The 12,152-nt window shown below is 70.2% G+C and carries 13 protein-coding genes; 8 read left to right on the plus strand and 5 right to left on the minus strand.

What is annotated here, in order from left to right:
- Window positions 1-45: 45 nt before the first annotated feature.
- The 4 genes from HUW10_RS17435 (at window position 46) to HUW10_RS17450 (ending at window position 3,322) form a co-directional block, all read left to right on the plus strand.
- Window positions 46-975: a histone deacetylase family protein gene (locus tag HUW10_RS17435; protein ID WP_174504630.1), complete on the plus strand. Its 930-nt coding sequence runs from the start codon at window positions 46-48 to the stop codon at window positions 973-975.
- 205 nt (window positions 976-1,180) lie between these two features.
- On the plus strand, window positions 1,181-1,447 hold the full coding sequence (locus HUW10_RS17440; protein ID WP_174504631.1) for an exodeoxyribonuclease VII small subunit: 267 nt from the start codon (window positions 1,181-1,183) through the stop codon (window positions 1,445-1,447).
- Window positions 1,444-2,349: a polyprenyl synthetase family protein gene (locus HUW10_RS17445; RefSeq protein WP_174504632.1), complete on the plus strand. Its 906-nt coding sequence runs from the start codon at window positions 1,444-1,446 to the stop codon at window positions 2,347-2,349. Before HUW10_RS17440 ends, HUW10_RS17445 begins: the two co-directional genes overlap by 4 nt.
- Window positions 2,350-2,359: 10 nt before the next feature.
- Window positions 2,360-3,322 (plus strand): glycosyltransferase family 2 protein, encoded by a 963-nt coding sequence (locus HUW10_RS17450; protein ID WP_174504633.1) that lies wholly within the window; start codon window positions 2,360-2,362, stop codon window positions 3,320-3,322.
- A gap of 51 nt (window positions 3,323-3,373) precedes the next feature.
- On the opposite strand, the gene HUW10_RS17455 is transcribed toward HUW10_RS17450, so the two are convergent.
- Entirely contained in the window at window positions 3,374-4,999 is a 1,626-nt protein-coding gene (locus tag HUW10_RS17455; RefSeq protein WP_174504634.1) for an acyl-CoA synthetase, read from the minus strand.
- 257 nt (window positions 5,000-5,256) lie between these two features.
- On the opposite strand from HUW10_RS17455, the gene HUW10_RS17460 reads away from it, so the two are divergent.
- The 4 genes from HUW10_RS17460 (at window position 5,257) to HUW10_RS17475 (ending at window position 9,265) form a co-directional block, all read left to right on the plus strand.
- On the plus strand, window positions 5,257-5,841 hold the full coding sequence (locus HUW10_RS17460; RefSeq protein ID WP_174504635.1) for a hypothetical protein: 585 nt from the start codon (window positions 5,257-5,259) through the stop codon (window positions 5,839-5,841).
- A gap of 110 nt (window positions 5,842-5,951) precedes the next feature.
- Window positions 5,952-7,451 (plus strand): IMP dehydrogenase, encoded by a 1,500-nt coding sequence (guaB, locus tag HUW10_RS17465; RefSeq protein WP_174504636.1) that lies wholly within the window; start codon window positions 5,952-5,954, stop codon window positions 7,449-7,451.
- Window positions 7,452-7,454: 3 nt separating this feature from the next.
- Window positions 7,455-8,735, plus strand: coding sequence for an RsmB/NOP family class I SAM-dependent RNA methyltransferase (locus HUW10_RS17470; protein WP_174504637.1), 1,281 nt, complete (start codon window positions 7,455-7,457; stop codon window positions 8,733-8,735).
- Window positions 8,732-9,265 carry a GNAT family N-acetyltransferase gene (locus HUW10_RS17475; RefSeq protein ID WP_174504638.1) on the plus strand — a complete coding sequence of 178 codons (534 nt, stop codon included), beginning with the start codon at window positions 8,732-8,734 and terminating at the stop codon, window positions 9,263-9,265. Before HUW10_RS17470 ends, HUW10_RS17475 begins: the two co-directional genes overlap by 4 nt.
- Here the strand turns inward: HUW10_RS17475 and HUW10_RS17480 are convergent.
- The 4 genes from HUW10_RS17480 to HUW10_RS18565 all read right to left on the minus strand — a co-directional run bounded on the left by HUW10_RS17480 (window position 9,258) and on the right by HUW10_RS18565 (window position 12,150).
- Entirely contained in the window at window positions 9,258-10,220 is a 963-nt protein-coding gene (locus HUW10_RS17480; RefSeq protein ID WP_174504639.1) for a tyrosine recombinase XerC, read from the minus strand. The genes HUW10_RS17475 and HUW10_RS17480 overlap by 8 nt on opposite strands.
- Entirely contained in the window at window positions 10,186-10,599 is a 414-nt protein-coding gene (locus HUW10_RS17485) for a biopolymer transporter ExbD (RefSeq protein ID WP_174504640.1), read from the minus strand. The genes HUW10_RS17480 and HUW10_RS17485 overlap by 35 nt, the downstream gene beginning before the upstream one ends.
- Before the next feature lie 3 nt (window positions 10,600-10,602).
- Window positions 10,603-11,274 (minus strand): MotA/TolQ/ExbB proton channel family protein, encoded by a 672-nt coding sequence (locus HUW10_RS17490; protein WP_174504641.1) that lies wholly within the window; start codon window positions 11,272-11,274, stop codon window positions 10,603-10,605.
- Between the two features lie 120 nt (window positions 11,275-11,394).
- Window positions 11,395-12,150 carry an energy transducer TonB gene (locus HUW10_RS18565; protein WP_174504642.1) on the minus strand — a complete coding sequence of 252 codons (756 nt, stop codon included), beginning with the start codon at window positions 12,148-12,150 and terminating at the stop codon, window positions 11,395-11,397.
- Window positions 12,151-12,152 lie beyond the last annotated feature (2 nt).

A 12,152-nucleotide genomic window follows, 5' to 3' on the forward strand; every position in this document is an offset into this window, starting at 1 on the left:
CTGACGCCTCGGGAAATGTCAGAATAAGGGGAGATACCAAGAAAAATGACCGTGGCCCTGATCACCCATCCTGCCTGCTTCGAGCACGATACCGGCCCGCACCACCCCGAGCGCCCGGCCCGGCTGCGCGCCGTGCTCGCCGCGCTGGAGACCCCCGAATTCCAGCACCTGCTGCGCGAGGTCGCCCCCGAAGCCCCCGAGTCGGCGCTGCGGGCGGTGCATCACGACGCCTATGTCGACTCGATTCTCGCGAAACTGCCGGCAGAGGGCGAGAAGGTGCATCTCGACGCCGACACGCTGATGAGCCGGGGCAGCCTTGCCGCCGCGCTGCGCTCGGCCGGCGGTGCCATGCGCGGGGTCGACGCGGTGATGGAGGGCTGGGCGCGGGCCGCCTTCGTCGCCACCCGCCCGCCCGGCCATCATGCCGAACCCGACCGGGCGATGGGGTTCTGTCTCTTCGCCAATGCCGCGATCGCCGCGCACCATGCCCGCGCGCGGGGCCTCCGGCGCATCGCCGTGGTCGATTTCGACGTGCATCACGGCAACGGCACCCAGGCGATGTTCGAGACCGATGCCGACCTGTTCTATGCCTCGTCGCACCAATACCCCTGCTACCCCGGCACCGGCCGGCCCTCCGAGCGCGGGGTGGCCGGCAATATCGTCAATGCCGTGCTGCCGCCGGGCTCGGGCTCCGAGGCCTTCCGCGCCGCCTGGCAGGAGACGCTGCTGCCGGCGCTGGAGCGTTTCGCGCCCGAGCTGCTGATCGTCTCGGCCGGGTTCGATGCGCATAAATTCGACCCGCTCGCCGAACTCAACGTGGAAACCGCCGATTTCGCCTGGCTGACCGAGGCGCTGGTGGGCATTGCCGACCGTCATTGCGGCGGCAGGGTGGTCTCGCTGCTCGAAGGCGGGTACGACCTCGATGCACTCGCCGCCGGCACCGCCGCCCATGTCCGCGCCTTGATGCGGCACTGATCCGGGGCTAGAGCATCATCCGGTCAGATGGAATGATATGGCCGGATAAAGATGCTCTGATAATCAACAGGATAGAGCATCATCCGGTCAGATGGGATCATCCGATCAGTTAAAGAAGCTCGGTTTGTCAATATGATAGAGTGCTACATTCGATCCATGGGATCGAAAAGGTCTCTATCGCGAGGAAAACTTGGGAGTTTTGATCATGGCCGCAGCCAAGCCGGATGCCGGCGCCCCCGATACGGGGCCGGACATCGACAAGTTGTCCTTCGAGGATGCCCTGGCCGAGCTTGAGCGCATCGTGCGCGGGCTGGAAACCGGGCAGCAGAAACTTGAGGACGCGATCGCGGCTTATGAGCGTGGCAGTCGCCTCAAGCAGCATTGCGAGGCGCGTCTGGCCGAGGCGGAGAGCCGCGTGCAGTCGATCGTCGCGCGCGCCGATGGCGCCCTCGCGCTGAAGGACGACCAGTGAGCGCCGCCGGGTCGGATGACGCCCTCGCCGCGGCGCTGCGCGATGCCGCCGCACTGATCGAGACCGAGCTGGACGTGCTGTTGCCCCTGCCGGAGGGCGAGGAGCGGCCGCTGGTCGAGGCGATGCGCTACGCGGTGCTCGGCGGCGGCAAGCGGATGCGCGGTTTCCTCGTGATCGAGACGGCGCGGCTGTTTTCGGTCAACCTCACCTGCGCGGTGCGGGTGGCCGCCGCGGTCGAGATGCTGCACGCCTATTCGCTGGTGCATGACGACCTGCCGGCGATGGACGATGACGATCTGCGCCGCGGCAAGCCCTCCTGCCACAAGGCCTTCGACGAGGCGACCGCGATCCTCGCCGGCGATGCGCTGCAGACCCGCGCCTTCGAGGTGCTGGCCGAGCCCGATACCCATTCCGACCCCGAGGTGCGCTGCGAACTGGTGCTCGCCCTTGCGGCGGCCTCCGGCGCGCGCGGCATGGTCGGCGGCCAGATGATCGACATCGTCTCGGAAGGAAAGCAGCTCGAACCGCCGGTGATCACCCGCCTGCAAGCGCTCAAGACCGGGCGGCTGATCCAGTTCAGCGCCGAGGCCGGCGCCATTCTCGGCCGCGCGCAGGGCTCGCAGCGCCACCATATCGCCGGCTACGGGCGGGATCTCGGCGCGGCCTTCCAGATCGCCGACGACATTCTCGACGAGGAAGGCTCGGCTGCGAGCCTCGGCAAGACCGCCGGCAAGGATGCGGCCCAGGGCAAGGCGACGATGGTCGCGGTGATGGGCATCGAGCGCGCGCGCACCCATGCGGCGCATCTCGCCAGCCAGGCCGCCGCCTATCTCGACGGGTTCGGCGCGCAGGCCGACCTGCTGCGCGGCCTCGCCGCCTTCACCGTCAGCCGCCGGAGCTGACCGGCGGGCGATGCGGATCGTCATCGCCAGCCGGATTCTGAACGAGGAGGACATTGTCGAGGCCTTCGTGCGCCACAACGCGACCTTCGCGGCGCACCTGCTCTTCCTCGACAATGGCAGCACCGACCGCACACTCGCGATCCTGCTTGCGCTGCGCGACGAGGGGCTGCCGATCTCGGTGTTCCAGGCGCGCGCCGTCGGCTTCGACGAGGCGCGGGTGAATTCCTGGCTCTACGAGACCGCGGACGGGCTGCACCGGGCGGACTGGGTGGCGTTTCTCGACGTCGACGAGTTCATCGTCGCGGGCGAGGACGGGCTGGCCCCGCTTCTGGCCGCCGCACCGGCGCCGGCGGTGGCGCTTCCGCTCGTGAATTATCACGATACCGCCGATGACGATCCCGCCGAGCTGGTCATTCCGCGGCGGCTGCGCTGGCGCGCGCGGCAGATGCCGCCGGTGCCCAAGGTCATCGTGCGCGGCGGCTTCGGGGCGCGCTGCGCGATCGCACCGGGCAATCACGGCGCGTCGGTCGATGGCGTCGCATTGCCGCACGTGGGGCTGCCCGGCGCTTCACTCGCGCATTATCCCCGCCGCTCCGGTTGGCACGACCTGCAGAAATCCGCCATCGGCTGGCTCAAGGTGCTGGCCGCCGGCGGGCACGCGGCGCAGGCGGGGTATTCGGCGCATTACCGGGTGCCCTTCGAGCGTCTGCGCGATGCGCCGGCAAGCCTGCTGCGCGAGCCGGCCTATCTCGCCCAGCCGGTCGATCCGGCGCGGATGGTGCTCGACCCGATCGCGTATAGCGGCGGCGAGTTGCGCCATACGGTGCCGTCCGACCCGGCGATGCGCGCGCTCGCGGCAGCACTGCACCATGCCGAGGCGCTTGCCCGTGCCCATGGGCGGCTGCTCGACGAATCGGCCGAGGCGCGCAGCCTGGTCGCGCGATGGAACGGCGAGCGCAACTTCCTGTTCTGACCGGATGACGCTTCCAGAGCGTCGTCCGATCGGATGACGCCCTCGCGTCGCTCAGCCTTCCCGCGCCCGTTCGCGCAGCACGTATTTCTGGATCTTGCCGGTCGATGTCTTCGGCAGCTCGCTGAACACGATGCGCTTCGGCGCCTTGAAACGCGCCATGTTCTGCTGGCAGAAGCCGATGATCTCCTCCGCCGTCGCGGTCATCTCCGGCCGCAGCACGACGAAGGCGCAGGGCACCTCGCCCCATTTCTCGTCCGGCGCGGCCACCACGGCCGCCTCCAGCACCGCCGGATGCCGATAGAGCACGGTCTCGATCTCGATGGTGGAGATGTTTTCCCCGCCGGAAATGATGATGTCCTTCGAGCGGTCCTTGAGCTCGATATAGCCATCCGGGTGCATCACGCCGAGATCGCCGGTCGCGAACCAGCCGCCGGCGAAGGATTTTTCCGTCGCCGCCGCGTCCTTCAGGTAGCCCATCATGACGATGTTGCCGCGCAGGAACACCTCGCCCATCGTCGTCCCGTCGGCCGGCACCGGCGCGCGGGTGGCCGGATCGGCGACCATCGCCCCTTCCTCGACCGCGTAGGTCACGCCCTGCCGCGCCCGCAGCGCCGCGCGTTCCGGCGCCGGCCGGCCATCCCACGCCTCCTGCCAGGCGCAATAGGTCACCGGGCCGTAGGTTTCGGTCAGCCCGTAGACATGGGTGAGATCGACGCCGAGCCCTTCCATCGCCTCGATCACGGCGGCAGGCGGCGGCGCGCCCGCGGTCATCATCGCGACCCCGCGCCCGGCATAGACCGCGCGCTGCGGCTCCGGCGCGTTGATCATCATGTTCATGATCACCGGGGCGCCGCAGAGATGCGTCACCCCATGCCGCTCCACGGCGGCGGCGATATGCGCCGCGTCGATCCGCCGCAGGCAGACATGCGTTCCCGCCAGCGCGGTGATGGTCCAGGGGAAGCACCAGCCGTTGCAGTGGAACATCGGCAGCGTCCAGAGATAGACCGGGTGCTGGCGCATGTTCCAGGTGATGGCGTTGCCGAGCCCGTTCAGATAGGCGCCGCGATGATGATAGACGACGCCCTTGGGCTTGCCGGTGGTGCCGGAGGTATAGTTCAGCGCGATCGCCGACCATTCGTCGTCGGGGAATTGCCAGTCGAATCCCGCCGTGCCGGTGGCGAGAAAGTCCTCGTACTCCATCGCGCCGAGACGCGCGCCGCCCGGCCCCTCGGGATCGTCGATATCGATCACCGGCGGCGCGGCATCGCCTAGCTCGGCCAGCGCCGCCCCGATCACCGGCGCGAATTCGGTGTCGGTCAGCAGCAGCTTCGCCTCGCCATGGCGCAGGATATAGGCGATGGTCGGCGCATCCAGCCTGGTGTTGAGCGTGTTCAATACCGCCCCCGCCATCGCGACCCCGAAATGCGCCTCGACCATGGCCGGGATGTTGGGCGCCATCACCGCGACGACATCGCCCCGCCCGATCCCCCGCGCCGCCAGCGCCGCGCCGAGCTGCTTGCAGCGGGCGAAGGTTTCCGCCCAGCTCCGCCGGATCGCGCCGTGAACCACCGCCGTCCGTTCCGGCCAGACCCTCGCCGTCCGCGCGAGGAAGGAGAGCGGCGACAGCGCCTGGTAATTCGCTGCGGTCTTTTCGAGGCCGGCGGTGAAATCGGTCATGGGGTTTCCTCGGCGTGGCGGTTTGTTTGCCGGCAGGATATCAGCCGCTTCCCCGCGCCGCCATCCCGCCCGCGCGCGACGATGTGAACGGGAAGGGGCGCGGATGACGCTGGACATGGCGGGGTGGGGCGCCAAGATCGGCATCGGTCAGCGGGATGCCCGCCGGCGCCGGACCGCCTCATCCCGCCTTGCCAGACTTGCCGAAATCCCAGACTTGCCGAAATCCCAGACTTGCCGAAATCGAAGGAGTCACGCCGATGATCCGTTCCTTCCTGCCCCTTGCCGCGGCGGCGCTGGTCCTGCCCGTGGCCGCCCTGCCTGCCACCGCCCTGGCCGCGCCGCCCGCGCCGCCCGCGGCGATCGTGGTCGTGCCCGTCGCGGTGCCGGTGGTGGCGATGCCCGCCGCCCCGATGGCCCTGTTCCGCGAGATGGACGCGATGCAGCGCGCGATGCAGGTGCAGATGGCAGCGCTCGCGCGTCTTGCCGCGCGCCCGCCGGCGCTCCCGGCGATGGCCGGCCTCGCCGCGCCGCCAGTCGGCGGCGTGCGCATCACCATGGTCGCCGCCGGCGGGGGCAAGGGTGTGTGCAGCGAGCAGATGGAGATCATGCCGGGGCACGATGGAAGGATGCACGTCTTCGTCCGCCGCAGCGCCGGCTGCGCGCCGCAGGCCGCCGCGATGCCCTCCCACCCGCCGCATAAGCTTGGCGGCTACCCGCCGCGGGCGCTTGGCGGCTATCCGCCGCAGGCCCGTCCGCGTCTGCCGGCGGACGCGCTGCCGCCGCCCTCGAGGATGATCGAGGCGGAGGACCTGGTTCCCGGCCGGGCGCGCGCGGCCGGCTGAGGCCGCAAGATCCGGCGCCGCCCGGTCTGCCCTGCGCCGCCGGCCTTGCCGGATCGGCGGGAGCCAGATAGTAGGGATCGCCAAGGTCCGCAAACCGGCAAGGACGCACCATGGCTCCCAGCAACGACGTTTCTCTCCCGCGCGGCGCAGACCGCATCACCGAGGCCTATGCCTTCGATGATGTGCTGCTTGTGCCCGGCTTTTCCACGGTGCTGCCGGCTGCGGCGAGCACCCGCACGCGGCTGACGCGCACCATCTCGCTCAACATCCCGGTCATTTCCGCCGCGATGGACACCGTCACCGAGGCGCAGATGGCGATCGCCATGGCGCAGCAGGGCGGCATCGGCGTGGTGCACAAGAACCTCTCGATCGAGGACCAGGCCGACCATGTCCGCCAGGTCAAGAAATTCGAGAGCGGCATGGTGGTCAACCCGCTCACCATCCATCCCGAGCAGACCCTGGCCGAGGCACAGGCGCTGATGGCGCAGCACCGGATTTCCGGCGTTCCCGTGGTCGAGCGCGGCACCAACCGCCTTGTCGGCATTCTCACCCATCGCGACGTCCGCTTCGCGACCGACCCCGCCGCCCGCGTCCACGAACTGATGACGCGGGATAACCTTGTCACCGCGCCGGCGAACGTGGCGCCCGAAGTTGCCCGCTCGCTGCTGCACAAGCACCGGATCGAGAAGCTGCTGGTGGTGGACGAGGCCTATCGCTGCGTCGGCCTGATCACCGTCAAGGACATGGACAAGGCGGAGGCGCATCCGCTGGCCAACAAGGACGAGCTTGGCCGCCTGCGCGTCGCCGCGGCGACCGGCGTCGGCGAGGACGGCGCGCGTCGCGCCGAGGCGTTGATCGCGGCCGGGGTGGATGTCGTCGTGGTCGATACCGCGCACGGCCATTCCGAGGGCGTGCTGCGCGCCGTCGCCCGGATCAAGGAACGCTCGAACGCGGTGCAGATCGTCGCCGGCAACGTCGCCACCCCCGAAGCCGCCGCGGCGCTGATCGAGGCGGGGGCGGATGCGATCAAGATCGGCATCGGGCCGGGCAGCATCTGCACCACAAGGGTCGTCGCCGGCGTCGGCGTGCCGCAATTCTCCGCCGTGATGGAAACCGCCGCCGCCTGCCACGCGGCGGATGTCCCCGCCATCGCCGATGGCGGCATCCGCACCTCGGGCGACGTGGTCAAGGCGCTCGCCGCCGGCGCCGATTGCGTGATGATTGGCTCGCTCCTCGCCGGCACCGACGAGGCGCCCGGCGAGGTGTTCCTCTACCAGGGACGATCCTACAAATCCTATCGCGGCATGGGCAGCCTCGGCGCGATGGCCCGCGGCTCGGCCGACCGCTATTTCCAGCAGGACATCAAGGATTCGCTGAAGCTCGTGCCGGAAGGCATCGAGGGCCGCGTCGGCTACAAGGGGCCGATGGCAGGCGTCGTGCACCAGCTCGTCGGCGGCCTGCGCGCCGGCATGGGCTATACCGGCTGCGCCACGATCGCGGAGCTGCAGACCAAGGCGCAGTTCCGCCGCATCACCGGCGCCGGCCTGCGCGAGAGCCACGTTCATGACGTGGCGATCACGCGCGAGGCCCCGAATTACCGGCAGGACTGAGACTTGACCCCCGCGGGCCGGCTGCAGGCGGCAATCGAGCTGCTGGAGGCGATCGAGACGGATCGCCGCCCAGCCGACGCCATCGCCAACGACTTCCTGCGCACCCGCCGCTTCATCGGCGGCGGCGACCGGCGCGAGATCAGCGAGATCGTCTGGTCGGTGCTGCGCGCCCGCCGCCGGCTCGGCTGGTGGCTCGACCGTGTCGAAGCCGAGCCGACGGCGCGCCTGCTGATCGCCGCGCTGCACGTGCTCACCGGCATGAAGGCACAGCGCGTCGCCGGCCTGTTCGGCGTGATGCGGTTCGCCCCGCCGCCGCTCGACGCCGCCGAGCGCCGCGCGCTCGACCGGCTCGATACCCACACGCTCGATCATCCCTCGATGCCCGAGGCGATCCAGCTGGAAATCCCCGATTTCGCGCTGCCCCTGCTGCGGGAGCGCTTCGGCGACCGGCTGGCGGCCGAATGCGCCGCGATGATGCAGCCCGCGCCGCTCGATCTGCGGGTCAACCTGCTCAAGGCGACCCGCGAGGCGGCGCTGGATGCGCTGGCCGGCGCCGGGCTGAAGGCGGAGATCACGCGGCTCAGCCCGTGGGGCCTGCGCCTCGCCGGCCGGCAGAACGTCACCGTCGCGGCCCCGTTCCGCGACGGGCTGGTCGAAATCCAGGACGAGGGCAGCCAGCTCGTCGCCCTGCTCGCCGGGGCGCAACCGGGCATGCGCGTCGCCGATTACTGCGCAGGCGCCGGCGGCAAGACGCTGGCGATGGCGATGACGATGGCCAACAAGGGACACATCATCGCCTGCGATGTCTCCGCGCCGCGGCTCGATGGCGCGATCCGCCGGCTGCGCCGCGCCGGGGTCCACAATGCCGAGCGCCACCTGCTCGAATCGGGCGACAAATGGGTGAAGCGCCAGGAGAAGAAATTCGACCGCGTGCTGGTCGATGCGCCCTGCACCGGCGCGGGCACCTGGCGGCGCAACCCGGATGCGAGGCTGAAGCTGACCGAGACCGACCTTGCCGAGCTCACGGCCAAGCAGGCGGCGATCCTCGATGCCGCGCAGCGCCTGGTCAAGCCGGGCGGCTGGCTGGTCTATGCCACCTGTTCGGTGCTGCGCCCGGAGAACGAGGCGCAGATCGAGGGCTTTCTCGCCCGCCATCCCGATTTCGCGATCCTGCCGGTCGCCGACGGATTGCCGGCCTATCTGCATGGCGACACGCTGCGCCTGTCCCCGGCGCGCGACGGCACCGACGGATTTTTCGCCTGTCGGATGGAGCGGCGTGGATGATCGCGATCCGCCGCGCCCGCACCGCGGATGCGCGCGGCATCGGCGCCGTGCACGTGGAAAGCTGGCGGAGCGCCTATGCCGGCGTCCTGCCCGAACCAGTGCTCACCGGCCTCTCGGCGCCGGACCAGGCGGAGTATTACAACCGGGTGATCCGCAGCGGTGCCGTCGTGCATGTGGCGGTCGCCTCCGGTCCCGAACGGCCTGAAGCCGGCCGAAGCGGCGATGTCGTCGCCTTCGTGACCGGGCGGCGCCGTGGCGATGGCGTCGCCGATGCCGAGATCGAGACGCTTTACGTGCTCGACGATTTCCGCGAGCGCGGGCTCGGCCGGCAGCTGCTCACCGCGGCGATGGCGCATCTCGCCGGACGGGGCTGCGCCTCGGCGATCCTGTGGGTCCTGGCCGACAATCCCGCCCGCTGGTTCTACGAGCGCATGGGCGGGCGGCGCGTGGCGGATGGCAGCGTCGAGGTCGGCGGGGTCGACGTGCCGCAGATCGCCTATCGCTGGGACGGGATCGAGCGCTTCATCTGACATCCCTGGCACGGGGATGCGCCGCCTGCCAGACATCCATCAGCCGCGCGGTATCCACCGCGGTGTAGCGCTGGGTCGTCGAGAGGCTGGCATGGCCGAGCAATTCCTGGATCGCCCTGAGATCGGCGCCGTTGGCCAGCAGATGCGTCGCGAAGGAATGGCGCAGCGCATGGGGTGTCGCATGCTCCGGCAGGTTGTTCAGCCGGCGGAAGTCGCGCAGCCGGCGCTGCACCACGCCGGGATTGAGCCGCCCGCCGCGCGCGCCGAGAAAAAGCGGCGACTCGGGCGCAGGTGCGGGGTGATGCCGCAGCCAGGCGGCGATTTCCCGCCGCAGCACCGCCAGCAGCGGCACGATCCGCTGCCGCCCGCCCTTGCCGCGAACCACGAGCGGCGCGCCGTCCGGCGGCAGATCGCCGATATCGAGCCCCAGCGCCTCGTGGATGCGCAGCCCGGCGCCATAGAGCAGCGCCATCAAGGCCGTGTCGCGCGCCGCAAGCGCCGGGCTTGCCGCATCGTCGCCGAGGCTTTCGACCACGGCGACGGCATCCGGCGCGCTCAGCGCGCGGGGCAGGGGGCGGCGTGCTCGGGGCGTGCGCAGCAGGAAGGGCGCCTCGTTGACGATGCCGTGGCGGCGGCGAAGCCAATGGAAAAAGCTGCGCACCGCGGAGAGTTTCTTCGCCCGCGTCGCGTTGCCGATGCCATCGGCGGCGTCCCTCGCCAGCCAGGCCCGGAAATCCGCAAGGCTCAGCGCCGCGAGATCGGCCCCTGCGGGCTCGGCGCCGATATGCCGGCTGACGAAGCCGACAAATCCGGCGAGATCCGCGCCATAGGTCGACACGGTGAGCAGTGCGGCCCGCCGCTCGCCGGCCAGGTGGCCGAGAAAGCCGAGGCGCAGCGCCTCGGCCGTGGTCCTGCCGGCCTCAGCCGCCGGCCCGTCTGGTGGCGAGTCCGACATTGACGATCCCGGATTTGCGCACGGTGTCCATCACCTGCATCAGACGCTGGTAGCGGATATCCTTGTCGCCGGCGATGACGACATCGACATTCCGCTTCGCCGCGAGAACCTGGCCGAGATAGTCGCGCAGCCCCGCCAGGGTAACCACCTGGTTCTTCACATGCAGCGCGCCGGCGGCGTCGATCATCACCACCACCTGGGCGGGCTTGAGTTCCTTCGCCGTCTGCGCGCCCGGCAGCTTCAGCGCGACGCCGGAATCGGGGATCATCTTCAGCACGATCATCACGAAGAACACGAGCAGGAACATCATGATGTCGATCATCGGCACGATTTCGAGCCGCGGGCGTTCGCGCTCGATGAGGTCGCGGCGGCGGCGCATCGCTCAGACCCGCGCCACGCCGGCGGCGCGGCGTTTCGGCGCGTCCTCGGCCGCATCGTCACCGGCGAGGCCGCGCCCGTGCAGCCGGTTGATCAGCACCACCTTGATGAGTTCGAGCTGCTGCACGATCCGGCGGGTCAGGTTGTTGAAATAGTTGACGAGATAGACCGCGATGATGGCGATCAGCAGGCCGGCGCCGGTCGAGACCAGCGCATCCGCGATCCCGCCCGTCACCTTCGCCGGGCCGCCATTGCTCGACAGCACGTCGAAGGCCTGGATCATGCCGATGATCGTGCCGAACAGGCCGAGCAGCGGGGCGATCGTCACCGCGGTGTCGAGAATCCAGAGCCCGCGGGTGATCCGCGGCATCGCGTCCATGATCTCTTCCTCGAGATGGTTGTCGAGCTCGTCGGCGGTTTCCCCGCGCGAGGCGAGGGCGGTGGCGATGAGGTGGCCTTGCAGCGTCGTGCCGTGGCGCGCGGCGAGGTCGCGCAGCCCGGCCGGATTGCCGTAGCCCACCGCGCGCAGCGCGGCATGGATACGCCGCCCGGCGCCGAGCGTGCGCGTGAGCAGCCAGAACCGTTCGAGCCCGACCACGATCGTCACCAGCAGCAATACCGGCATCACCGCCAGCAGGCCGCCCGTCATCATGACCAGACGGACGATTTCATTCATCGGCTCAGCTCCTCGTTCATCCTGCCCCGCGCTGGCGCGCCGCCGGGGCGGTTCAATCCTATAGCCGCAATCCGCGCGGGGGCGAAAACCCGCCCGCCGATCTCAATCCCGACCATCGCTCTAGCCGCGAACGCGGATCTGGATGGGCACCGCGAAACTCTTGTCGGCGGTGCCGGGGAAGGGCGGGAAATGATGCTGCCGCACCGCATCGAGTGCGGCGCGATCGATCAGCGGGTTGCCGCTGCTGCGGTAGATCCGTGCTGAGAGCAGCTTTCCATCCGGGGCGAGGGTGAATTCGATGAACGCGATGCCGCGAACGCCGAGCATGCGCATCGTCTGCGTGACATGCACCTCGCGCTGCAACGGTGCGCGCAGGCTGGCGGCGTATTGCGCGAAATCGAAAGCCGGCTGCGGCGGCGGCGTCTTCGCCTTCGGCGGCGGCGCGGGATGCGGCACCGGATGGGGAACCGGGTGTTGCTTCGGCGCCGGGCGCGGCGGCGGCGGGCGATGCACCACTTTCGGCAGCGGCCTCGATAGCGGTTTGGGGGGCGGCATCGGCGATGGCGCGGGCGGTGGCGGCAGCGGTGCGGGTTGCGGCGGCGGCGGGACCGGCGGCGGCGGCACCGGCAGCGGCGGGGGCGGCGGCTGCACCGGCTTGGGTGGCAGCGGCAAGGGCGGCGCGAGCCGGACCAGGTGCACGGTGGTCGCCGGGACGATGGGCGTGCGGTAGCGCGGCAGGTGCCGGGCGGCGTAGAGCGCGCCGGCGGCGATCAGCCCGACCAGCGCGAGCCCCGCCGCCGTTGCGCGCGGCAGGCCAAGCTCGTCCGGCCGCCAGGAGCGGGCGGCGCCGTTCGTCGTCGCCCCCTCCGTCGTCATGC

Origin of the sequence: Acidiphilium sp. C61, assembly GCF_905116885.1 — a bacterium.
Lineage (GTDB): Bacteria > Pseudomonadota > Alphaproteobacteria > Acetobacterales > Acetobacteraceae > Acidiphilium.

Bases quoted from the DNA above. Each gene is read 5' to 3' on its own strand.
- guaB (WP_174504636.1), top strand. From the start codon at position 5,952: ATGGCTCCCAGCAACGACGTTTCTCTCCCGCGCGGCGCAGACCGCATC.
- HUW10_RS17480 (WP_174504639.1), bottom strand. From the start codon at position 10,220: ATGTCGGACTCGCCACCAGACGGGCCGGCGGCTGAGGCCGGCAGGACC.
- HUW10_RS17460 (WP_174504635.1), top strand. From the start codon at position 5,257: ATGATCCGTTCCTTCCTGCCCCTTGCCGCGGCGGCGCTGGTCCTGCCC.
- HUW10_RS17450 (WP_174504633.1), top strand. From the start codon at position 2,360: ATGCGGATCGTCATCGCCAGCCGGATTCTGAACGAGGAGGACATTGTC.
- HUW10_RS18565 (WP_174504642.1), bottom strand. From the start codon at position 12,150: ATGACGACGGAGGGGGCGACGACGAACGGCGCCGCCCGCTCCTGGCGG.
- HUW10_RS17490 (WP_174504641.1), bottom strand. From the start codon at position 11,274: ATGAATGAAATCGTCCGTCTGGTCATGATGACGGGCGGCCTGCTGGCG.
- HUW10_RS17440 (WP_174504631.1), top strand. From the start codon at position 1,181: ATGGCCGCAGCCAAGCCGGATGCCGGCGCCCCCGATACGGGGCCGGAC.
- HUW10_RS17475 (WP_174504638.1), top strand. From the start codon at position 8,732: ATGATCGCGATCCGCCGCGCCCGCACCGCGGATGCGCGCGGCATCGGC.
- HUW10_RS17455 (WP_174504634.1), bottom strand. From the start codon at position 4,999: ATGACCGATTTCACCGCCGGCCTCGAAAAGACCGCAGCGAATTACCAG.
- HUW10_RS17485 (WP_174504640.1), bottom strand. From the start codon at position 10,599: ATGCGCCGCCGCCGCGACCTCATCGAGCGCGAACGCCCGCGGCTCGAA.
- HUW10_RS17435 (WP_174504630.1), top strand. From the start codon at position 46: ATGACCGTGGCCCTGATCACCCATCCTGCCTGCTTCGAGCACGATACC.